General features: G+C 54.5%; 25 protein-coding genes. 10 read left to right on the top strand and 15 right to left on the bottom strand.

Annotation, left to right across the window (positions count from 1 at the left end):
* Positions 1-342: 342 nt before the first annotated feature.
* Positions 343-711 carry a hypothetical protein gene (locus tag Q8W24_RS16240; protein ID WP_303432496.1) on the bottom strand — a complete coding sequence of 123 codons (369 nt, stop codon included), beginning with the start codon at positions 709-711 and terminating at the stop codon, positions 343-345.
* 266 nt (positions 712-977) lie between these two features.
* The gene (locus Q8W24_RS16235; protein ID WP_303432497.1) at positions 978-1,178 is read right to left on the bottom strand and encodes a DUF2788 domain-containing protein; all 201 of its coding nucleotides are present in this window, start codon (positions 1,176-1,178) and stop codon (positions 978-980) included.
* Between the two features lie 87 nt (positions 1,179-1,265).
* Between Q8W24_RS16235 and Q8W24_RS16230 the strand changes: the two genes are divergently transcribed.
* The 4 genes from Q8W24_RS16230 (at position 1,266) to Q8W24_RS16215 (ending at position 4,550) form a co-directional block, all read left to right on the top strand.
* Positions 1,266-2,450 (top strand): NAD(P)/FAD-dependent oxidoreductase, encoded by a 1,185-nt coding sequence (locus Q8W24_RS16230; RefSeq protein ID WP_305475961.1) that lies wholly within the window; start codon positions 1,266-1,268, stop codon positions 2,448-2,450.
* Positions 2,447-2,647 (top strand): hypothetical protein, encoded by a 201-nt coding sequence (locus Q8W24_RS16225; protein WP_303432500.1) that lies wholly within the window; start codon positions 2,447-2,449, stop codon positions 2,645-2,647. The genes Q8W24_RS16230 and Q8W24_RS16225 overlap by 4 nt, the downstream gene beginning before the upstream one ends.
* Positions 2,648-2,812: 165 nt before the next feature.
* A complete protein-coding gene (locus Q8W24_RS16220; RefSeq protein WP_303432501.1) occupies positions 2,813-4,015 on the top strand; it encodes a glycosyltransferase family 1 protein in 1,203 nt (400 codons plus the stop codon).
* Positions 4,016-4,049: 34 nt separating this feature from the next.
* Complete coding sequence (locus Q8W24_RS16215; protein ID WP_303432502.1) at positions 4,050-4,550, top strand: phosphatase PAP2 family protein; 501 nt, start codon at positions 4,050-4,052, stop codon at positions 4,548-4,550.
* Between the two features lie 41 nt (positions 4,551-4,591).
* Here Q8W24_RS16215 and dinB read toward each other — a convergent pair whose 3' ends face one another.
* Entirely contained in the window at positions 4,592-5,635 is a 1,044-nt protein-coding gene (dinB, locus tag Q8W24_RS16210) for a DNA polymerase IV (protein ID WP_305475959.1), read from the bottom strand.
* Positions 5,636-5,803: 168 nt separating this feature from the next.
* On the opposite strand from dinB, the gene Q8W24_RS16205 reads away from it, so the two are divergent.
* Genes Q8W24_RS16205 through minE form a run of 4 tightly spaced genes read left to right on the top strand, consistent with a single transcriptional unit; the run spans position 5,804 to position 7,978 of the window.
* Positions 5,804-6,154 carry a HopJ type III effector protein gene (locus Q8W24_RS16205; RefSeq protein WP_305415206.1) on the top strand — a complete coding sequence of 117 codons (351 nt, stop codon included), beginning with the start codon at positions 5,804-5,806 and terminating at the stop codon, positions 6,152-6,154.
* Position 6,155: 1 nt separating this feature from the next.
* Positions 6,156-6,896, top strand: coding sequence for a septum site-determining protein MinC (minC, locus tag Q8W24_RS16200; protein ID WP_305415205.1), 741 nt, complete (start codon positions 6,156-6,158; stop codon positions 6,894-6,896).
* A 22-nt stretch (positions 6,897-6,918) separates the two neighbouring features.
* Entirely contained in the window at positions 6,919-7,725 is an 807-nt protein-coding gene (gene minD, locus Q8W24_RS16195; protein WP_303432507.1) for a septum site-determining protein MinD, read from the top strand.
* Between the two features lies 1 nt (position 7,726).
* Positions 7,727-7,978, top strand: coding sequence for a cell division topological specificity factor MinE (gene minE, locus Q8W24_RS16190; protein ID WP_303432508.1), 252 nt, complete (start codon positions 7,727-7,729; stop codon positions 7,976-7,978).
* A gap of 117 nt (positions 7,979-8,095) precedes the next feature.
* Here minE and Q8W24_RS16185 read toward each other — a convergent pair whose 3' ends face one another.
* Together Q8W24_RS16185 and Q8W24_RS16180 are read right to left on the bottom strand one after the other, a co-directional pair.
* Positions 8,096-9,214 (bottom strand): peptidase M42, encoded by a 1,119-nt coding sequence (locus Q8W24_RS16185; RefSeq protein ID WP_305475957.1) that lies wholly within the window; start codon positions 9,212-9,214, stop codon positions 8,096-8,098.
* Positions 9,215-9,292: 78 nt separating this feature from the next.
* The gene (locus Q8W24_RS16180; protein ID WP_303432510.1) at positions 9,293-9,469 is read right to left on the bottom strand and encodes a hypothetical protein; all 177 of its coding nucleotides are present in this window, start codon (positions 9,467-9,469) and stop codon (positions 9,293-9,295) included.
* Positions 9,470-9,676: 207 nt separating this feature from the next.
* Here Q8W24_RS16180 and Q8W24_RS16175 point away from each other — a divergent pair, with 207 nt between their 5' ends.
* A complete protein-coding gene (locus Q8W24_RS16175) occupies positions 9,677-10,318 on the top strand; it encodes a 2OG-Fe(II) oxygenase (RefSeq protein ID WP_303432511.1) in 642 nt (213 codons plus the stop codon).
* A 93-nt stretch (positions 10,319-10,411) separates the two neighbouring features.
* On the opposite strand, the gene Q8W24_RS16170 is transcribed toward Q8W24_RS16175, so the two are convergent.
* The 10 genes from Q8W24_RS16170 to dtd form a co-directional block, all read right to left on the bottom strand.
* Positions 10,412-11,392 carry an MDR family oxidoreductase gene (locus Q8W24_RS16170; RefSeq protein WP_305415201.1) on the bottom strand — a complete coding sequence of 327 codons (981 nt, stop codon included), beginning with the start codon at positions 11,390-11,392 and terminating at the stop codon, positions 10,412-10,414.
* Positions 11,393-11,556: 164 nt separating this feature from the next.
* On the bottom strand, positions 11,557-12,228 hold the full coding sequence (locus tag Q8W24_RS16165; protein ID WP_305475954.1) for a TetR/AcrR family transcriptional regulator: 672 nt from the start codon (positions 12,226-12,228) through the stop codon (positions 11,557-11,559).
* Positions 12,229-12,388: 160 nt separating this feature from the next.
* A complete protein-coding gene (locus Q8W24_RS16160; protein WP_305475952.1) occupies positions 12,389-13,183 on the bottom strand; it encodes a hypothetical protein in 795 nt (264 codons plus the stop codon).
* 8 nt (positions 13,184-13,191) lie between these two features.
* A complete protein-coding gene (locus tag Q8W24_RS16155) occupies positions 13,192-13,707 on the bottom strand; it encodes a hypothetical protein (RefSeq protein WP_303432517.1) in 516 nt (171 codons plus the stop codon).
* Positions 13,704-14,339: a hypothetical protein gene (locus tag Q8W24_RS16150; protein WP_305415196.1), complete on the bottom strand. Its 636-nt coding sequence runs from the start codon at positions 14,337-14,339 to the stop codon at positions 13,704-13,706. The genes Q8W24_RS16155 and Q8W24_RS16150 overlap by 4 nt, the downstream gene beginning before the upstream one ends.
* Positions 14,339-15,031 (bottom strand): MotA/TolQ/ExbB proton channel family protein, encoded by a 693-nt coding sequence (locus tag Q8W24_RS16145; protein ID WP_305475950.1) that lies wholly within the window; start codon positions 15,029-15,031, stop codon positions 14,339-14,341. Before Q8W24_RS16145 ends, Q8W24_RS16150 begins: the two co-directional genes overlap by 1 nt.
* Before the next feature lie 130 nt (positions 15,032-15,161).
* Entirely contained in the window at positions 15,162-15,869 is a 708-nt protein-coding gene (locus tag Q8W24_RS16140; RefSeq protein ID WP_303432520.1) for a hypothetical protein, read from the bottom strand.
* Positions 15,870-16,243: 374 nt separating this feature from the next.
* Entirely contained in the window at positions 16,244-18,460 is a 2,217-nt protein-coding gene (locus tag Q8W24_RS16135) for an FdhF/YdeP family oxidoreductase (RefSeq protein WP_305475948.1), read from the bottom strand.
* A gap of 154 nt (positions 18,461-18,614) precedes the next feature.
* Entirely contained in the window at positions 18,615-18,983 is a 369-nt protein-coding gene (locus tag Q8W24_RS16130) for a SirB2 family protein (RefSeq protein ID WP_303432523.1), read from the bottom strand.
* Positions 18,984-19,006: 23 nt separating this feature from the next.
* On the bottom strand, positions 19,007-19,441 hold the full coding sequence (dtd, locus tag Q8W24_RS16125) for a D-aminoacyl-tRNA deacylase (RefSeq protein WP_303432525.1): 435 nt from the start codon (positions 19,439-19,441) through the stop codon (positions 19,007-19,009).
* Positions 19,442-19,583: 142 nt separating this feature from the next.
* On the opposite strand from dtd, the gene Q8W24_RS16120 reads away from it, so the two are divergent.
* A complete protein-coding gene (locus tag Q8W24_RS16120; protein ID WP_303432527.1) occupies positions 19,584-20,153 on the top strand; it encodes a hypothetical protein in 570 nt (189 codons plus the stop codon).
* Positions 20,154-20,579: the final 426 nt, after the last annotated feature.

Genomic DNA, 20,579 nt, shown 5'->3' with positions numbered 1-20,579 from the left:
TCGACTCGGTGTCGCCGACTTTTGACTTGACCCGTCAGGCCTGCAAGTCGGCTTCGTGATTCGAAACCATCCGGTAGGCCAGAGTGAGCACCGGATTAAATAGATGCCCCCTACAGGCATTGTGCATCAGGATACCTGATCAACAGCTGATCTTGCGCACGATTGTACAAACCCGGCCGGATTAGAGGTCTGTTAGAGAGCTGGAAGAACATCCGAATGGCTGACTATATAGCGATAGCACGGGATAGCGGGATAGCGGGATAGCGGGAAGGTTTGGGAGGATACAGCGCCAGCAACCATCAGGCTGCAGGCGGCGTGTATAGCAACAAGGTGATCATCCGATCAATAAGTAGCCTGGCAGAAAATGGGCATTCCACAGGACTGGGCGAGACGCTTGAAAGCAGGGAAATTGGCATAATCACCAATATACAACAGTGGGTTACGTGACAAATCCAGCCGTTGCAATTGCGGCAAAATCCGTCCCAGCACATTCAGTAACATACTGTGACTACCCGCAAGCGGCACCCACACTTCCTGTTGCCCGGCAATACGGGATAAAAATCCAAGTAACAAATTGGAATTTTCATCCATGCTGGAACGTGTATCGGTATACACCAGGTTCAGCCACTGACCTTTGGGCAGATGATAAAAATTTGCCATATGTACGGCCGTTGGCAGCAGGTTTTCTGCCAGCAGATGTATTTTGGCCATCGTTTCCTCGTCAGATACGTCCCCGCTATTATGTCGGGCAGGTACCTGAACCAGCTTCACACTCCATCCTCGAGATGTGATGAATTCCTCTGGAATCCGGGCAAACATAATGTCCTCTGGCTTGCCCAGCCTTTGTGCAGCTTCCATTTCTCCTCCGTTTAACACAGCCAGCTGACCGGGTCAGCGATTCGCTACAATAAGTTCAGTCAGAACTACTGCATATGCAATGCCAACAATGGAAAAATGATATTCAGAGGCAATCAGGCCTAGAAGTTAAGCACTTCGACCAGCACCGTCTTGATAATAAATCCAAGCATGCCCAGCCCCAGTGCAAAGAACAGCACACCCATCCCAAATTTGCCCGCATTTGAGCGTTTTGCCAGGTCATAGATGATAAACATCATGAAGCCAATCAAAATGGCAATGCCGATTGCCATCCCTGCATTCTCAACGTGACTGATATTCATCAGTGTTACCTTCTCCGCAGCTATGGTAAAAATCGGGGGGCACATTTTAGCAACCGCCAGACTCTCAGTACAGGTACTGCCGATCCAATGACTCCAGACTTCGATATATGCATTATTGGCGCAGGTGTGATCGGTCTGGCACTGGCCAGACAATTGTCCCGGCGTTACTCCGTCTTGATACTGGAGCAAGCCGACCTGATTGGCAGTGAAACCAGTAGCCGCAACAGCGAAGTGATTCATGCCGGCCTGTATTACCCGCCAGGCTCCCTGAAAGAAACCCTGTGTCTGCGCGGACGCGCCCTGACCTATCAATTCTGTCAGCAGTTCGACATTCCCCACCAGAAAATCGGCAAGCTGATTGTCAGTCCAACCAATGACCACCCGGAACTGCAGCGACTGGAACACACAGCCCAGCGCCTTGCCATTCCATTACAACGTTTGGACCGCCACCAGCTACATCAAATGGAACCGGACGTTGCCGCTGCGGCTGCGCTCTGGTCACCGGAAACCGGGATCATCGACAGTCACCGGTTTATGCAGGCCTTGCAGCACCAGGCTGAGCAAGCCGGTGCGCTGTTGGTCTGCCGCAGCCAAATGACATCCGCACACAACCATGGTGATGCCTGGGCCGTTACTATCAACACCTCCGATGGCCCGACCACCATTCATTGCCAGACACTGATTAACGCCGCCGGATTAGAGGCGGTTGCGCTGATGGCCACGATAGATGCTGGTACCAATACCGCAGATACAAATAGTGATGCCCACCGCCATAACGGAAGCCAGACTGCCGAACGCAATAACACGCCGCCGGTACTGTTTCCGGCCCGTGGACATTACTTCAGCTACCAGGGCAAAAGCCCATTCCGGCATCTGGTTTATCCTTTGCCTGAGCCTGGCCTCGCCGGCCTCGGTGTTCATGCCACCCTGGATCTGGCCGGACAACTGCGCTTTGGCCCGGATGTCGAATATCTTGATCCGCAAGCAGCCTCCAGTCCTGAGCGCTACCATGTCAGTGAGCATTTACGTCGCCCCTTTGCCGCCGCCATACGCCGCTACTGGCCCGCACTGGATGAAAACCAGCTACAGGCCGCATACGCAGGTATTCGCCCCAAGCTGAGTGCCCCAGGCAACACCGCGGCCGACTTTGTTTTTCAGCGAAGTGGCCCCGCCACATCACCCGCCTGGCATCTGTTAGGGATAGAGAGTCCGGGGCTGACCTCGGCATTAGCCATCGCCGAGCATGTCGAGCAATTACTGGAAACAAGATGAGTACCATATTGCCTGCAGAGACGGAAATTCCTGTCACCTGTGATGAATGTAATACCGACACTCCCATCGCACTGGTCGAACTCAGATCACTGGCGCTGATCACCTGCCAACACTGTGGCAACCAACGCCAATTCACCCAGGCAGAACTGGACGTCATGCGCCTGGTACTGGTCCAGGCCGGTTACCGTTTTTTGTGATAGATTTTTTTGCGACAAACAAGGCTTGATGGTTCAGCCCAGACCCGATTCTTCCCGCCCCCCCTTCTGCAAGCACCGCCTTCACCCGAATGTCACGGAGCTGAAAAAGAACTGTCACACAGTCCCCCCAAAGTAAAGAGTCATATGTAGCGAACTAATGGCACCATGACTGCACCTATCCAACGCGTCACCATTGTGACTGAAACATTTGCTCCGGAGATCAATGGCGTTGCACATACTCTGTCGCAACTGGTTGAAGGCATGCGTGCACGTGGTATCCAGGTGCAGATCATCCGTCCTCGGCAATACCGTCATGAACAACCGGTCAACACTCATGACCTGCACACAACCTTGCTGCCCGGTATGCCATTACCCGGCTATAAAGAGCTCAAGTTTGGCGTTCCCCTGATTGGCCGTATTTCTTCCGCCCTGAAGGATTTTGCCCCCAATGTGATTTATGTGGCCACCGAAGGCCCGATGGGCTGGGCCGCCGTGCGAGCAGCCCATAAAACCGGAGTGGCTGTCATTAGCGGCTTCCACACCAATTTTCATCAGTACATCGAGCACTACCGCCTGGCTGGACTGGAAAAACTGGCCTATCGTTATCTGCGTTACTTTCATAATCTGACCGCGACCACGCTGGTTCCTACCCGCAGCCAACGGGATGAACTGGACGCCCATGGCTTCCACAACGTGCGGGTATTATCTCGTGGCGTCGACAGCCAGAAGTTCAATCCTTGCCATCGCAGCGCTGCCCTGCGACGCTCCTGGGGAGTGGGTGAACAGGATCTGGTGCTACTTTACGTCGGCCGCATCGCCGGTGAAAAAAACATGGACCTGGCACTGGCGGCCTATCGTCGCCTGCTCAACAGCGATGAGCAGGTACGTATGGTACTGGTTGGCGATGGCCCTGAATTACAGAGCATCCGCGCCCAGTACCCGGAAATTATCTGCTGTGGCATGCGTCGCGGCGATGACCTGGCAACACACTATGCCAGTGGCGATATCTTTCTGTTCCCGAGCAAAACCGATACGTTTGGCAACGTTGTTACCGAAGCCATGGCCAGTGGTCTGGCCGTGGTCAGCTTTGATTATGCCGCCGGACATGAACATATCACCTCCAGCCTGACCGGCATGCTCGCGCCATTTGGTGAAGATGAAACCTATATCCAGCAAGTCGAGATTCTTTCCGACAGTCCGAATTTACTGCAAAAAATTCGTCAGCAAGCTCGCTCACGTGCAGAAACAATTTCATGGAACAGCATAGTGGACGAGTTTATCCAGCGCCTTAACAGCGCCAATACCAAGGTAACCCCTAATGGCAATCGCAAAACAGTTACAGCCAAAGACAGCGCTACTGTTCAGTAAAGCCGATCATCTAGAGCTGAGCCTGTGTCAGCTTATGAACAGAATGGGATACAACCGCAGCGTACGGCTGTTTTTCAAAGGCATCAGTCGCGCCGGTGACGGTGTATTCTGGTATTCACTCGGACTGTTATTGCCTCTGCTGTTCGGTATCGAAGGACTGGCCGTCCTGGGCCATATAGCCATCACCGGCTTGTTGTGTGTTGGCGTCTACAGTCAGCTGAAAAACCGCCTGGTACGCCAGCGGCCGTTTATTTCGTTTGATGCCATTCAGGCCCATACCGCCCCGCTGGACCTGTACAGCTTTCCCTCAGGTCACACCATGAATGCCGTAAACTTCGCGGTATTACTCTGCTTTTTCTTCCCGGTACTGTTCTGGATGGTCGCGCCGTTTGCCTTGTTGGTGGCACTGTCCCGGGTGATTCTGGGGATGCACTACCCGACCGACGTATTGGTGGGTGCTTCTCTCGGCATGTCGATCAGTTATGGCTCGCTCGCCATTTGGCCTGCCGGAATGTTTGCTTTTATTATTTACTGAAAACCGATCAGACAGGCTGCCTGAACCGGCAACAGCCAGCCCTAGAACAAACGCCCCTGGGCCGGATCACCCCCACAATACCGGGCACCAATACCTAACAGGCGCACCCGTTTGTCCTGTCGACGCATGGCGCTGGCAATCAGCGCAGCAAACCCTTTCAGATCGGCTGCCATATCGTTATCAGCCATGGTGGTCTGGGTAAAATCAGCAAACTTGACTTTCACAAACGGTGCCAGCTCGTCGGCCTGCCAACCGGCATTTGCCACTCGTTGCTGCCAGCGCTGCCACAAATCCGGCAACTGCTGTAAACATTCTGCCTCACTGGTCAAATCGTAATGGAACGTCTGCTCCACACTGACCGTCTTGCGTTCTCGCACTTCCCGCAAAGGCCGGTGATCAATACCGCGACAACGTTCGTACAGCACCGCCCCCATACGACCATAACGATGAATCAGATGCGCCATAGACAGCCCCTGCAAATCGGCACAGACAGACAAACCATCCGCCGCCAGTCGCTCGCTCAGTTTCGGCCCCACACCGGGAATTTTCCACACCGGTAATGACTCGACAAACGCCGCCACCTCAGTGTTGGCAATCTGCCAGATACCGTCTGGCTTATTATAATCACTGGCAATTTTGGCCAGATACTTGTTAGGCGCAATACCTGCCGACACCGTCACACCCACCTGACACGCCACTTCGTAACGAATCGCCTCAGCAACTCCACGCGCATCGTCAGCCGCCGTCAATTCAAGATAAGCCTCATCGATAGAGACCTGCTCAAACACTCGCGCATACGGTCGCATAATGGCCATAATCTGCTGCGATGCCTGCCGATAACGCGGCATATCCGTCGGTAACAACACCAGTTCCGGACACAAACGAAACGCATGGGCAGACGCCATGGCCGATCGAACCCCATAGCGCCTTGCATTATAATTACAGGTTGAAATCACACCGCGTCTGGCAGGGTCGCCCCCTACCGCCAACGGCCGGTCGCGCAGATGGGGCTGATCGCGCATTTCGATAGCGGCAAAAAAACAATCACAATCGATATGCAGTATCTGACGTGGAGACATTTCCATAGCACAACCCCTAAACTGTACATACATACAGTATCAAATACAGGTCATCAGGGGAATACTTCAATCGTAGCGCTAACCAGGCCATAAATCAGGGGACGAGCCAGTCAGCAGCGTGGCGAACAGCGTCAACCGGTGTTAGCCTGACAGGGTTAAAAAAAGGAACCTAAAGTGAACAACGATAACCAGGCAACAGAAATATTTTTAACCCGGATAGAGAATAATGACCATCCGTTCTCTGAAACTCTGGACTATATTGACAAGCACTATGTTTTTTCCGCCTCCGCCTTTACCAACGGAGCGCTGGACAACAGCAGCGACCAAAACCAGGGATCATGCCGGGTACTGGCATTGGCCAGCCTGCTGAAGCTGACCACCGAACAGACATTACGCTGTTTTGGTGAGCATTATCGTGATGTTCTGGCCAGCCCGGACGGCGACAGCCACCAGAACATCCGCCAGTTACAACATCATGGTATGGAAGCCGTTCGTTTTGAACACTTCCCGTTGAGAACAAAATAGTATGACTGCGCCTGTTCTGGATATGAAAACCGGGATGACGCCACTGACCACGCTGACATTTCACAGCACCGAGCCAGACGTCATCAGTGCCGACTTGCAACGCCGGCGATCAGAAGCTCCGGCCTTGTTCCAGGGGCTTCCTTGTCTGATCTCCTTACAGGAGCTGGACCCGGAACACACCAGTCTGGCCAGTCTTACCACATTACTGCGCCAACATGGACTTGTTCCTGTAGGTGTGCGCTACAGCTCGGAAGCCTGGCAAGCGGCCTGCAAAGCCTTGTGCCTGGCAGATTTTGGCCACTCATCGGTCAAAACCGTGCGGCAAAAACCAGCGGCAGTGCCAGCAGAGGCGGAACAGGCCGTCAGTGAGCAGAAAACCCGCGGCCTGGGACTGGAAGCACAGACGATCCCCGCCCGAGCGATTAAAGTGCACAACAGCAATGTCCGCTCCGGTCAGCAGCTTTATTTTGATGGCGACCTGATCGTAATGGGTACCATCAGCCCCGGTGCAGAAGTACTGGCAACCGGTGATATACAGATTATGGGCAGGTTGCGCGGCAAGGCACTGGCAGGCGTCAAGGGTAATCCGGACGCAATGATCAGCTGTTTACAATTTGATGCCCAGCTGGTCGCTATTGCTGGCCAGTACCAATTATTTGAAGACGATCACCCCTTAAAAAACAGCAGCGTGCTGGTCCGGCTGGTTGATGACCACTTAACCCTCACCGGCTCGGATAAATAACCAAATTGGCAGGATGAATACCGTGGCAAAAATAATCGTGGTGACCTCCGGAAAAGGCGGAGTAGGAAAGACAACCACCAGCGCTGCGTTTGCAGCAGCATTGGCCATGCAGAACCACAAAACCGTTGTGATCGATTTTGATGTGGGCCTGCGTAATCTCGATCTGGTCATGGGCTGTGAGCGCCGGGTTGTGTACGACTTTGTTAACCTGATCCAGGGTGAATCCACCTTGTCCCAAACCCTGATCAAAGACAAGCGACTCGACAATCTTTACGTGCTGCCCGCCTCACAAACCAGAGACAAGGATGCACTGAGCCTGGAAGGCGTCGAACGAGTGCTCAATGAGCTGGCAGAAACCTTTGAATTTATTATCTGTGACTCACCTGCCGGAATCGAGCACGGAGCCCAGATGGCGCTCTATTTTGCGGAAGAAGCCATTATTGTCACCAACCCGGAAGTCTCTTCGGTACGGGATTCGGATCGCATTATTGGTATTCTGCAAAGCAAGTCCCGTGTCGCCGCACAAGGCGGCTCAGTCAAGGAACACTTGCTGCTGACCCGTTACAACCCGGAGCGGGTTGAGCGTGGAGAAATGCTCTCCGTCACCGATGTCGAAGACATCCTCGCCATCCCGTTACTGGGAGTGATCCCAGAGTCTGAAGCCGTGCTCAAAGCTTCCAACCAGGGCGTGCCGGTTGTGCACGACAGCGACAGCGATGCCGGTCAGGCCTATGCCGACTCCGTTGCCCGCTACCTCGGCGAAGATCGCCCACACCGTTTTCTTGAAAAGCAGAAAAAAGGCTTCCTGAAACGGGTTTTTGGAGGTTGATATGAGTTTGTTAAAACGATTCCGAAAAGACGACACCAGCTCCGCATCCGTTGCCAAAGAACGGTTGCGGGTGCTGGTTGCCCACGACCGCTTACGTAACAATGGCCCCGACTACCTGCCCCAGCTGGAACGGGAAATACTGGCGGTGATTCGGAAATACGTCGAGATCGGCGACAAAGACGTCAACGTGCACCTGGAAAACCATGGCCAGACATCCATTCTTGAACTTAATGTCACCCTGCCGGACCGCTAGCCTGGGCTTACGCTGAAACGGGCCTGCCCGGTTTTCCTTTGTTGTCATGGAAAGCCGGTCTGCCACCACTCATTACGCCACTCATTACGCCACTCGTTCCACCATTCACCTTGCCACTCAAGGCAACGACAAACCCGCCAGCTTGCACAACAACCGCACAAACGCCAGGCCACTACCCAGCTCAGCGCTTTCATTCATGGTGTGATACCCCGTCGTTGGAATCTGCAGAGTGGTGCCATCCACCAACCCTCCAGACGCCGCCACAATACGTCCCATCTCCGTACTGCCCAACGATTTGGGTGCTAACCCGGCCGCAGCCAGCTGGCGATTTTGCTGTTCAATATAGTCATCCTTGAAGCGGTAGCTCAGCCCCAGTTGCTCACAACCCGAGACCAGCGCCTGGGTCAGTTCATGATTAAACCCGGCGTTGGCATCCTTGTGGCGCAACACCAGTTGCTGCTGGCTGGCGGCAGCAATATCCGGGTAAGGGCTGGTATCCACCACCACCAGCTGATTGGTTGTACCACCAAAGCGCCGAAACCATTCGAGCAAATACCGCCAGCTGCGGCCGGCTTCTTCCTGGGCAGTAAAAAATGCCGTGCCACGGAATCCCAGCTCAAACAAATACACCAGCATCGCCGCCGTCAGCACATTATCCAGCTGACCATACAAACGGCCCTGTGCTATCCGTAATCTATCCTGGAACGCAACCGGCGTCCCGGCCACCAGATGCGACATACCATCCAGCTCAAAAATCAGGTTATTACGATAAGGGCAAATATAGGCATTACGAATAGTGCCCTGCCCCCGATACGCTCCCGACCATGGGTCATAAGCGAACACGCCTTCGTTCACAAAGCGGTCAACTATCTGCAACATCAGTTCTTCCGATACCGAATTGCCCAACAGATCCGAACGCCCGCCACAGACAAAAGCCGCGTACTGGAACTCATTCGGGCCAGTGCATATCAGGCCGTGACGATCAATATGAGCCGAGAACATCAGCGAGTCCGGTTTATTGCCCTGGGCGACCAACAAGCCCTCATACCAGGTCACACGAGCGCCGCGGTCCTCCAGCTCCCGTTGTAACACCCGGAAAAACGAGTGCTCAGCCCCCACGACCGACGAGCTGCGAATCAGGCTTTTGATAATATCCAGCAGGGGCGCTGGCAGAGATACTGACGCTGAGGACGCTGCGACAGACGACAGGCCAGTCAGGGAAGCAGGTGAGATCATGGGATATCCTGGCAAAAACAATCAATCAATCAGAAAGCATCATCAACAATGCCGTCCAGAATCGAACGGCATCCCGGACTAATCCGCAAAATCGATATCAAAACCGAGCAGTTCTTCCAGCATCTTGTGCTCCAGAATCGCCTCAGCCCGACGCTTTTTACGTTCGTAATCTTCACTACGATGACGCAAGCGCCGCGGAGGCATATCCTCATCGTTATCGCGATCAATATCAGATTCATGGGTAGACGGGCGCATGGGGACCTCCTTGGGTTAATAACGCGAGACACCGTATCAATTGCGTGATTTATCCAGAGATGCGAACAATGAAAAGCGAATTTTTGCCATCTTCTCGAGAAGAATAATTTGCTGGTGTTTGCCTGGGCACAAGGCCACTATCGGTGCCCCGACCTATTCCTCCTCCGCAGCAACCACTGAGTCCCCTCCTCCATTTTGAATACCCCTTTGTTCCAATATATTGAAGAGCAACTGTTGAGCAATGGCCTGGCGGTCTGCCAACCCTTTGACTTGCAACTGCCACTCACACCGCTGGCCGAACTGTCACAGCAACTGCGCACCCGGGTAATGAACCTGGGCGAACAAAAGCTGCAATTGGCCGGCACCGGGCGCGAACAGGCGCACCAGCTGAATCGCCAGATTCGCCGTGACCGGATTCGTTGGCTGACCCAGGAAAACCCGGCAGAAAAAGCCTGGCTCGACTTTATGGCGCAGCTGCAGCAACACCTCAACCGTACCTTGCTGTTAGGGCTGTTCAGTTATGAATGCCATTTTTCCCATTACCGCCCCGGGGATTTTTATCAGAAGCACAAGGACGCCTTTATTGGCCAGTCCAACCGGGTGCTCAGTACCGTGTTGTATCTCAATCCGGACTGGCAGGCAGACGAAGGTGGGGAATTACTGATTTATGGCGATGAGGAAAATGACACCGTGCGCTCTCGGCTGTTGCCGCAGTTTGGCACTCTGGTGACCTTTTTAAGCGAAGAATTTCCGCACGAAGTACTGGCAGCCAACCGGCACCGTTACAGTATTGCCGGTTGGTTTCGTTTAAACAGCAGTGTCAGTCACCGGGTCGACCCGCCGCGCTAAGCGCAATGGCCAGCCAACGCCGGGACAACATTCGATACAACACTCAAGACAGCACAGAAAACGGCACCGGGGAGATACCCGGGCCAGTCACCATCAGTCCAGTGCAACCACAATCCGGCCTCGCACTTTACCCGCCAGCAAATCGGAGGCTGTCTCGATCACCTGTTCCAGGCCAATTTCCCGTGTAATACCCGCCAGCATCTCAGCATCCACCAGCTCCGCCAGTTGCTTCCAGGCCGCCAAACGATCGGCTTTTGGCCGCATCACACTGTCGACACCAGCCAGAGTGATCCCCCGCAAAATAAAGGGCATCACCGTCGCAGGCAGGTCTGCACCCTGAGCCAGGCCACACGCCGCCACGGTACCGCCATAACGAGTGCCGGCCAGTACATTCGCCAGGGTATGACTGCCTACCGAATCCACCGCCCCGGCCCATTGTTCTTTCTGCAACGGTTTGCCCGGCTCTGAGAGCAACTGCCGCTCAATAATATCGGCAGCGCCCAACTGTTTCAGATAATCCGCTTCCTCTGGACGGCCGGTCGAAGCAATCACCCGATACCCCAGACGCGACAACAAACCAATGGCAAAACTGCCTACACCGCCATTGGCACCGGTAACCAGAATATCCCCTTGATCCGGTGTCACGCCGTTACGTTGCAAAGCCTGCACACACAACATGGCGGTATAACCCGCAGTACCAATCGACATTGCCTGCTGACCCGACAAGCCCTCTGGCAGAGGAATCAGCCAGTCGCTGTTCAGTCGTGCTCGCTGCGCCAGACCACCACTGTGCACTTCCCCGACCCCAAAGCCGTTTAACAGCACCGTATCACCGACAGCAAAAGCCTCGCTGCTGCAGGACTCCACCGTGCCGACCAGGTCGATACCGGGAGTCAAAGGAAAACGGCGCACGACCGGAGCCTTGCCCGTAAGCGCCAGGCCATCTTTGTAGTTAAGCGTGGAATAATGCACTTTGACCGTTACATCCCCTTCGGGTAATGCACTGTCGTCCAGCTGTGTCAGCTCGGCACGATAGCCTTGGTCGTCCTTATTGATCTGGATTGCCTTGAACATCAGAGTCTCCATCCGGCGCTGCCGGTGTGTTTGGTTAATTTAGACCGATCGTCTTTTAATAATGATAAAAAATACCAGCGCTTGCCCAGCAACTCCCTGAGCAAGGATGGTTGATATCGCCCTCGCCAACCGGCAAGCGACGATCGTTATCGTGGTGGTTTGCCTCAGGCATCCACCGCTGGCCTGCGAATCGACCACAGAAACCAGTCTCGAAAAAAACGCAGCGGCCGGGTGCTGCCTTCCAGCCGGGCACGCATTACCGCACCTTCCCAACCAACCCAGAAAACATGGGCCAGCATCACACAATCCGCGTTGGCCGCAATCAGCTGGGCTTGCTGCGCCCGTTGCAGACATTGCTGTAACTGCTGCTCCCAACCCGCCAGAATATTCTGCAGCGGTTGGCGCAGACTGTCGGGCAGCTGACCTACTTCCTGCCCCAAGTTGCCAACCAGACAGCCATTACGATACTGATGCCGCTCCATCCAGCTCATGGCACCATCGGTAAAGTCTTCCAGTTGCTGTAATGGCGTCAGGGCATCGTTGTTAAAACTGCGTGCCAGCACCCGGTCAAAATACTGCCCGTAACTCTCAACCACCGCCGCCACATAGGCTTCTTTACTGGCAAAAAAATGGTAGAAAGAACCTTTTGGCACTCCGACCCGTTTTAATACCTGATCGATACCGGTGGCCGTAAAGCCCTGCTCGGTCAGTACGTCTACGCCGCTGCGCACCAATAAGGCGCGGGTCTCGCTGACGCTGCGGCCATCTTTGGGTGGTCGACCACGACGGCGAGAAGCTGGAGCGGGTGAGGAATCGGGTGTCTTGATAATGTTCATGCCCAATATTAGACCGATCGTCTTATTAATGGCAAGACCCCAGCTGAAATAAACATCCAGACCTCAAGCTCCAGCTTCCCAAACTCCAGCTTCCCAAACTCCAGCTTCCCAAACTCCAGCTTCCCAAACTCCAGCTTCCCGGACCCAAGACCCCGGAATGTCAGGGCCTCTGTAACTCAATCAGCTCAAACGTCAGACTGCCACCCTGAAACATCTCAAGGTCCATTGGTTCTTCACGCTGCAGACGTATCAGGCCAACACCGGGGGCATACCATTCAGACTGCACCACCTCAACCTCCTGATAACCCAGCCGCGGGTCAGCGTACAACCCAATCCGGCCACGCCCCTCAATCCGGATACAATGCTGGAACTCCCCTGCCGGAGTGCTCAGTACCAGGCCGGTTTCGGCCACTTCGTAAGTCATAACAAATTCATTATTGCCTTGATTCCAGGCCACATGGCTTTGGGTACTGTGCAGTACATACGGTCGGGTGGTCTGATTCCAGCTGATGCCCTGCTCCAGTTCATCCGGAGGTGGCATCACCAGCACCGGCTCGGCATCAAGACGAGGTTTTTTTTCAATCAGGGTACGCTTGCCCACACGATAGGTTCCGCTGAGATCCCGCAACAGATAATAATCCGTACCGTCACTGGTATGACGAACCACCATCTGTGGAGTAGCCATCACCTCTGCCAGCTCAACCGGGGTATCGATACGCCGGGTTGTCACCTCAAAGCGATGGACACTGCGTTGCTGCTGGCGCGCTTCGGTCACTTGATAGTGCCAGTGCCAGCCGGGCTGCAACGGGAAATAGTCATCACTGGCCGGAGCCTGGCCGCACCCCGCCAGCAGCGCAGTTATCAACCCGGGCAACAAGACCGACAATCGCCCGGACCCAACATCAGGAGCCGATCCATAAAAACACAGATACCGAAACAACCGCAGGCTACGCATTGTGACTCCTATTTTTCCGGTAGTGACGGGTCAGGTACAGCCACAAACTCAAGATCCAGAGGATGCTCTCCCAGCTGCTGGCGGAAGCGTTTGACCTCGGGCAAGTCGTCACCACCCGCTTTTATCCCCAACTGCAGATTCCCCGCCTTGGCCCGACGCATGGCACTTTCAACCCGGGCGTGCAGCTCCTGGTCATACGGCAGCTGATAAGCCCGTGGTTCGGGCGCCAGCTGATCCTTGTACAAATCAGTCAACCAGAGGTAAATCGCTCCCTCAGTACCATCGCTGTCGTCCGGCTCTTCAATAACGGCAAAATGCAGTAAAAACTTGTCTGGCACCTCAACACTCGCGGGCCAGCCCTGGCTGTCTTTCCAGCCCAGATAACTGCCCCAGTACAAGCCAGAGGCCAGTACCAGCAACATCAGTTTGGCTATCACCGACCAGTGACTGCTGATCAACGCCAGCACCAGCAAGGCCACCATCGCGGTATAGGCCAAAACCAAAAGCAACAGGGTTTCCGTCATTTATCCTCTCCCCGAACCAGGCTTTTTTGCAGCTGGTTGATATTGGTGACTTTGCCTTCCGGCGTAATCGTGAAACGAAAGGCGGTCACTTCATCACCTTCCTTGCTCAGCACTTCGGTGTGGTAAAACAGCACGTTCATTTTTGGATTCACTTCGGCCAGGTACACGGTCGCAGGCACTTCGATACTGTCTGACGAGTGCAGCGGGTCCACCCCCTGCTGGGTTTTGAAATAATGCAGGTTGACGATGTACTCTCCCGCCGGACGCCCCCGGATGGTCAGCACTTCCTGATTGAGCGGATTACGAACCTCTACGCCATTCACCACCTGAACATCGTTAATCATGCCGCGATCATCCCGGTCCAGGTGCATCAATCCAGCCTGGGGTTGTTTGTAGCTCACCTGCTTCCCATCCGGGCCAGAGACCCAGATATCGACATCGTTGGGATTGCCATCCGGCCAGCTGACCGTAATCAGGAACTCCGCCTTGGGATCAACAATGCCGGTCCTGGCCGGTGGGTTCAGCAAGATCAATGCAACCAGAAACAGAAAGGTAAAGGTCAGCAGCGCGTTAAACAGCAAGTCGGTAAAGGGGTCGATGTCCGCATGTGTGTTATGACGAAACAACGCCATCAGCTCGCACTCATACGGTCGTTAGATAACACGGTCTGGCCCAGCGTCACGGCATCAGCCACCAGACGGTCGGCAGAGCGATCCAGCAGCAGGTATTGCAGCCCCAATAAAATACTGCAAACCAGCCCGACCAGTGTGGTATTCATCGCCACGCCCATACCGGCGGTCATTTGCTGCATCAGGACTTTCAGGTCAGACGTATCCAGATTCTCCAACCCTGACACCGACCCCAACATCAGCATAAAGCCGACCACGGTTCCCAGCAGCCCCAGCTTGACCAGGACACCGGTCATAAACCAGCCGACCTGATGACTGCCACGGACACGCTCCGCCAGGATTTCTGCGGCAAGGGCATTGTCTTGCTGAAGCGGGCCAAGCTCTTGTAAATACTGACCGCCCAGGGATGGCTCGGATGCCAACGCCAGCGAAGGAGCTGCTTGCCAGGCACGCTGCAGACGCGTCAATGCCAGGGCTTCTGCAGTCAGAATCCAGCTGCGATAGCCGCAATGACCACAGCCAACCACAAACACCAGTAAAATCACGCTGCTGATACGGGTGACATCTGCGGCCAGCAAGGTATTCAGTACCCCGAGATCCAGTAACAGCCAGGTGACAAATATCATCAGCCCCAGCAACAGGAGCCAGTGCAACAGCATTTGGTAAGAGGCCGGATCAGGGCTGGAAGAAGACATATCGCCACCTGCGATGGATGTGTTGTATTCGGTGACTTCTTATCTTGCGTGAAGCAGCGCCGCAGGTCAGCGCTACTATAGAACCGGGTGAAGGGCCGGATGGCCCGAATGGCAGTAGTCGATGGTCGTACTATTCTGGCAACAGCAGAGCGAGGATGCGGCGTTTCTCTTCCAGCGTCAGCATCAAGTGCTGGTCATGGTAATCGGCCAAACGGCGGATGGAATAGTTGAACTTGCGGGCAAATTTTCGGCTTCGGGGGCAAAAATAACGCGTGACGCCGGTATCGATCCAGATCACATGCTGTTTCAGCGGATGAGCAAAAACGTTGTTCAGATGACAATCCGAGAACACCACGCCAGCATCCCGCATGGTGCGCAGATCATCCAGAATCAGATCCAGCCAATGGATACGCTCTTCCGGGGTCAGTCCGCCGGACAAGAACATCTCAAAGACTTCCTGCGCCCCGACAGACGCCAGATCTTCCATAATGTAATAACCGAGATAGCGGTAGCGGCTGCCAGGTAACAGCCCGATCCCGACTTCATGAATGGCGGCGACGTGCACCCCAAGCCGGGTCAATAAACGATTCCCCTGCACCTCTTTGAACAGGCGGCTGTGCGCCCAAAGGGTCTTGACGTACTCATGCCAGCTACGGGCCTTGATCAGCTTGAGCACCGACAAGCCATTATCCGTCATGGCCACGGTGGACGGGGTATGATCGATAATCACTTGATCTGCGGTTCTGATGCCATTTTCGGGTAATCGACGTGATGACCGGAAACAGACAAATGCCTGAGAGACATCCAGCCAGGGCAGTTTTACATAAGTGATCATCATAAGCTTAATTCCATCGGCCGGTTCCGGCAGCCAGTAACGTATAAACGTTATTAAACCAGCCCGGAAAGCCATGGAATTAGTCCTGCTTATAACAACAGTTTGTTAATTATTTATGACAATAATGATTTTTAACTTAAAAGAAAAAGACAAGGAACCAGAAGCAACCAAAGTGCCTTTTTTGTGAGAAAAACACCTCAATTACACGATTGACAACCCATAATCAGCAGCAACAACCCAAAGGTGGGTTGCGCCCAATCGACTGAATATGATTATTCCATTAATGGAATACAGTTATCCATTTAACCCTGTCAACCGATCGGCACCCGGTTTGGATCAGCAGCAGAGTCAGCCCTGCTGCATCAACCGTCGTCGGGTCACACCTCTATCGCCACCGCCACCGACTTGAAGGCCGGGGTATGACTTCTGGGGTCACGCTCAATCCCTGTCAGCACATTGGCTTCCGGGTAATAGGCCATTACCGCCCCCCGGCTCAGTCCATACGGGTAAACCTCAACCGCTTCCATACAGCCATTAGGGGAACGTAACGTCACCTTCTGCTGCGGTTTGATGCCCTTTTCCAGCATATCCTGTGGCGACATCAATACCGACCAGCGGTTAGGCGTACCACGATAGCTGTCCGCTTCTTCATAGATAATGGAGTTAAATTGCCCCTCGCTGCGCACACTCATCAGAGCAAACGGAAACTCAGCCGCCCTTGCCAGATCCGGCAATGAATGGGTCTGGAAGTGAGCCTTGCCGCTGCTGGTCGCAAACTCCGGCGTTTTGATCAGCCGGTTGGGAATATGGAACTCCCGCTGACTGTCACTGATATCCGCCAGACCAGCCATACCCGGAATCACCCGCGCAATACATTCCCGCACCCCTTGATGAGACTCGATCGAGGTCAGATTCAGGCCCGGTTGACGCACACCGCGCTTGAGCATTTCCAGCAAAATGCTGCTTTCGGACTTAACGTTATCCAACCGGATAATGCCACCATCACTCAAGCGCACAAAGTTAAACATCGACTCTTGTGTGGTGGGTTCAAATTCTTCATCCCGGGCCGCGACAGGCAATACAAAGGCTTCGCTGTTTTCCATCCCGGAGACATGCCCCCAGTTTAACGTGGTGGTCAGGAATACCTTGGTCTTGACCCGGTCGAGTGCCTCTCTGGCCCAGCGTGTATCTGGCGTCGCATCCAGCAGATTGCCACCCAGCATAACCGCCAGATCCATCTCTCCGGCATGGGCTTGCTCCAGGCTGGCCAGCGTATCCAGACCCGGCTCGGTTGGCAGCCGCACGTTCAACTCTTCCTCCAGTGCCTGAAACACCTGTTCGGGCAACACCGGTTTTACCCCGATGGTGCCGATCCCCTGGACATTGCTGTGGCCCCTGAGCGGCAACAGTCCGGCCCCCGGCTTGCCAACCATACCCCGGCACAAGGCCAGATTGGCGATGGCTTCCACCGTATCGGCACCATGGGTGTGGTGCGTTACCCCCATGCCCCAGGCAAAAATTGCTTTTTCCGAACGCCCGTACAAAGCCGCAATCCGGTCGATATCAGCCTGGGGAACACCGGTTGTCTCTTCAATTTCAGCCCAGCCCAAAGCCGCGACCAGCGTCAGAAAGGCGTCACTGCCTTCGGTATGCGCCTGAATAAAGGCGTCGTCCATCAGCCCCTGTTGCAGCAGGGATTTGGCAATGCCGTACAACAACCAGATATCCGACCCCACTGTGGGCTGCAAATACTCGGAGGCAATTTCACTGCCGCCTTTCAGCATGGAACGGGGGCTCTTGGGTACAGCAAACTTCACCAGCCCGGATTCCTTGGCCGGATTCACCACCACCACATGACCGCCACGTTCACGCAGGGCCATCAGCTTATGCATCAAACGCGGGTGATTGGATGCCGGATTGGCTCCCACCAGCACCACCAGATCACACTCCACCAGATCCTCCAGCTCCACGGTGGCAGTGTACGAACCCACCGTGGATTGCAGACCAACACCGGTCGCCTGATGGCAGTAATACGAACAGTTGGAAACATTATTGGTACCCGATAATCGTGCCAGCAACTGCAACACAAAACCGGCCTCGTTGGACGAACGCCCGGAGGAATAGAAAAAACTGCGCTCCGCAGGGGTTGCCTGCATACGCTCGGCAATACGCTCAAATGCCGACTCCCAGCTCAGCACCTGATACTGGTCACTGTCAGCGGGTTTGAACAACGGCGTATTCAAACGGCCAAGATGTTCCAGCTCATAACGGCTCAGTTGCTGGAAATCCTCCAGCGTATGCTGAAAAACAGCCTCTGGTATTGGCGGCTGGATATCCGTTGACTGGGCCTGAATACTCTTGTTGCAGACCGACGGAAATTCATCCATTTCGTTGGTCATGCCGCCATGCTGCCCTCCCATCCCCAGACCACAAGCCTTGCAGGCATTGTGGCTTTTGAGTGCCTTGGCAGAATTGAGCAAGCCAATACGACCCACGGTCTGCAAGGTATACAAAACTTTTTTGGGGCCGCCACCCACAATGGAAGGGGCGCTCGCCGTACGGGCGGTAGATAAGACAGAATCGGATTTACTCATGGACAGCTCCGTGCAACCGCCCGTGTCCGATCAGATGACAGTGACGGTACAATGTGAGATCAATGAGTCAGTAAAGCGCCTGCGCCGTCAGAATCCAAGCCATATCCCCAGCCGTAAAAGTCTTTTGCAATCAGGCAATATCAAGCCAGCAATATCAGGCCAGCCACGACAACAGGTTATGACTCTTTGCCACCCCGATCAGATAGCCATACATTGCCAGGGTCAGCACAGCCGCCGGAATATTGCGCTGGCGAATCGCCACCACACCGGCACCAATCAGCACCACCAGCCCGATCACCTTGCCCGTCAACCAGCCATCCACAATCGGGTATTGGCCAATCAGCACACACAGCCAGATAGCAAACACCAGCAAGATGGTATCGATCACATGCGGCAGGATTTTAACCAGTTTGTTTTTCATCACCCCGGACTGGGCATACGCCAGACCGAAACGAACCAGAAACAACAAGGCCGACAAATAAGCCAGACCGGCGTGAGCGTGTTTTATTGCAGAGTAATCCATAAGGTCCTCAAAAAATGACAGGGTTAAACATTCAGCCAAAAAGTGACCGGGCCATCGTTGGTCAACGCCACTTGCATATCAGCACCAAACCGGCCGCTGGCAGTATGAACACACTGCCCCGCCTCTGCGACAAAATAATCGTACAGGGATTCCGCCAATGCCGGAGGCGCGGCGGTTGAAAAACCCGGGCGCAAGCCGCGTCCGGTATCCGCTGCCAGAGTAAACTGCGACACCACCAGCAATTGCCCCCCTGCAGCCAACAGGCTGCGATTCATGCGCCCCTGATCATCACTGAACACCCGATAATTCAGCACCTTGTGCAACAACTTGTCTGCTGTCGCCGTGGTATCGTCTGGCTGCACTCCCAGCAGCAATAACAACCCTGCACCGATCTCGCCAACCACTTCACCATCCACCGCCACACTGGCGTGAGCAACCCGCTGAATCAATCCGATCATCTGTCTTCCTGTTTAACCAGTTCACAATTTCAACGCCTGCAGCATAACGATGAATTCCAGTGCTGCACATCATTCACCCTTGCCGCAAAAACTCGGGTAAGCTGTCACCAAACCTACACAATGACAGAGTACAGACTCCCTCATGCGCCCGATATTCCTTCGACGTTCTGTGATGACCCGGCTGTTATGCCTGTTCTGTCTGACCACCAGCCATGCCTTTGCCGCCACCCAGGTGCATGTATCCCGGGATGCGGAAGGCAACCTGGTGTTCAGTGACCGCGTCAGTGAAGGCTCAGAACCCCACGAAGTGGAAGAGTTGCCCACCGTCCCCGCCTTTGTTGCGCCGTCGGCCACCTCCACCAGCCAGACCCAAACCACTGCCCAAGCCGGACAGTTTTACACTCACCTGAAAATTCTCAGCCCCGGTAATCAGGACAATATCCCCACCGGACTCGCCGCCAGCCTGAACATCGTGATCGACGCCCTGCCAGCATTACGGGCCTCAGATACCTTTGTGGTGCTGGTCGATGGCAAACCGGTGACATCCGGACGCGACAACAGCTTGCCGATCAACCAGCTGGTGCGCGGCCAGCACACACTGGAAGCCGTTATCAATAACGCCAGTGGTCAGGAAATTTTGCGCAGTCAGGCCGTGACGGTGTATATCCAGCGCCACTCGATCCAGAATCCGCAGTTACAGCAACGTCATTAACGCCCCAGCACCTGCCAGCCAAGCACCGGCCCATTACCTACAGTCCCCAAATACCGTCACACCGGGCGACGGATTCAGCAGCAGCGGAATACATTCAGAACGGGAGGATTTATCGGCTCTGACGCACGGTTTCAGAGGGTAATTCCCCAAGGTAATCACGGTACTGCCGGGCAAAACGCCCCATATTAACGAAGCCGTACGCCATCGCCACCTGGGTGATATTTTTCGACAATATAATAAGGCTGCATTTAAGCCATATTGTTATCCTGAGGCTTATACTGTGGCGGAGTCTCAAGCACGGCAATCGTTACGCGAGAAGACCCATCCTGAATCGACGGCACGAACTGCCGGGGGCATCTATTTAATCCGGTGCTCACTCTGGGCTACCGGATGGTTTCGAATCACGAAGCCGACTTGCAGGCCTGA

This window comes from Oceanobacter sp. 4_MG-2023, from assembly GCF_030689165.1.
Classification (GTDB): Bacteria; Pseudomonadota; Gammaproteobacteria; order Pseudomonadales; family Oceanobacteraceae; genus Oceanobacter.
Note: the sequence above shows the minus strand (reverse complement) of the source record. Positions and strands in the feature narration are given on the sequence as shown.

What these genes read in the sequence shown, in the direction of transcription:
- Q8W24_RS16240 (WP_303432496.1), bottom strand. Translation starts at nt 711, where the DNA reads ATGGCCAAAATACATCTGCTGGCAGAAAACCTGCTGCCAACGGCCGTA.
- Q8W24_RS16235 (WP_303432497.1), bottom strand. Translation starts at nt 1,178, where the DNA reads ATGAATATCAGTCACGTTGAGAATGCAGGGATGGCAATCGGCATTGCC.
- Q8W24_RS16230 (WP_305475961.1), top strand. Translation starts at nt 1,266, where the DNA reads ATGACTCCAGACTTCGATATATGCATTATTGGCGCAGGTGTGATCGGT.
- Q8W24_RS16225 (WP_303432500.1), top strand. Translation starts at nt 2,447, where the DNA reads ATGAGTACCATATTGCCTGCAGAGACGGAAATTCCTGTCACCTGTGAT.
- Q8W24_RS16220 (WP_303432501.1), top strand. Translation starts at nt 2,813, where the DNA reads ATGACTGCACCTATCCAACGCGTCACCATTGTGACTGAAACATTTGCT.
- Q8W24_RS16215 (WP_303432502.1), top strand. Translation starts at nt 4,050, where the DNA reads ATGAACAGAATGGGATACAACCGCAGCGTACGGCTGTTTTTCAAAGGC.
- dinB (WP_305475959.1), bottom strand. Translation starts at nt 5,635, where the DNA reads ATGGAAATGTCTCCACGTCAGATACTGCATATCGATTGTGATTGTTTT.
- minC (WP_305415205.1), top strand. Translation starts at nt 6,156, where the DNA reads ATGACTGCGCCTGTTCTGGATATGAAAACCGGGATGACGCCACTGACC.
- minE (WP_303432508.1), top strand. Translation starts at nt 7,727, where the DNA reads ATGAGTTTGTTAAAACGATTCCGAAAAGACGACACCAGCTCCGCATCC.
- Q8W24_RS16185 (WP_305475957.1), bottom strand. Translation starts at nt 9,214, where the DNA reads ATGATCTCACCTGCTTCCCTGACTGGCCTGTCGTCTGTCGCAGCGTCC.
- Q8W24_RS16180 (WP_303432510.1), bottom strand. Translation starts at nt 9,469, where the DNA reads ATGCGCCCGTCTACCCATGAATCTGATATTGATCGCGATAACGATGAG.
- Q8W24_RS16170 (WP_305415201.1), bottom strand. Translation starts at nt 11,392, where the DNA reads ATGTTCAAGGCAATCCAGATCAATAAGGACGACCAAGGCTATCGTGCC.
- Q8W24_RS16165 (WP_305475954.1), bottom strand. Translation starts at nt 12,228, where the DNA reads ATGAACATTATCAAGACACCCGATTCCTCACCCGCTCCAGCTTCTCGC.
- Q8W24_RS16160 (WP_305475952.1), bottom strand. Translation starts at nt 13,183, where the DNA reads ATGCGTAGCCTGCGGTTGTTTCGGTATCTGTGTTTTTATGGATCGGCT.
- Q8W24_RS16155 (WP_303432517.1), bottom strand. Translation starts at nt 13,707, where the DNA reads ATGACGGAAACCCTGTTGCTTTTGGTTTTGGCCTATACCGCGATGGTG.
- Q8W24_RS16150 (WP_305415196.1), bottom strand. Translation starts at nt 14,339, where the DNA reads ATGGCGTTGTTTCGTCATAACACACATGCGGACATCGACCCCTTTACC.
- Q8W24_RS16145 (WP_305475950.1), bottom strand. Translation starts at nt 15,031, where the DNA reads ATGTCTTCTTCCAGCCCTGATCCGGCCTCTTACCAAATGCTGTTGCAC.
- Q8W24_RS16140 (WP_303432520.1), bottom strand. Translation starts at nt 15,869, where the DNA reads ATGATGATCACTTATGTAAAACTGCCCTGGCTGGATGTCTCTCAGGCA.
- Q8W24_RS16135 (WP_305475948.1), bottom strand. Translation starts at nt 18,460, where the DNA reads ATGAGTAAATCCGATTCTGTCTTATCTACCGCCCGTACGGCGAGCGCC.
- Q8W24_RS16130 (WP_303432523.1), bottom strand. Translation starts at nt 18,983, where the DNA reads ATGGATTACTCTGCAATAAAACACGCTCACGCCGGTCTGGCTTATTTG.
- dtd (WP_303432525.1), bottom strand. Translation starts at nt 19,441, where the DNA reads ATGATCGGATTGATTCAGCGGGTTGCTCACGCCAGTGTGGCGGTGGAT.
- Q8W24_RS16120 (WP_303432527.1), top strand. Translation starts at nt 19,584, where the DNA reads ATGCGCCCGATATTCCTTCGACGTTCTGTGATGACCCGGCTGTTATGC.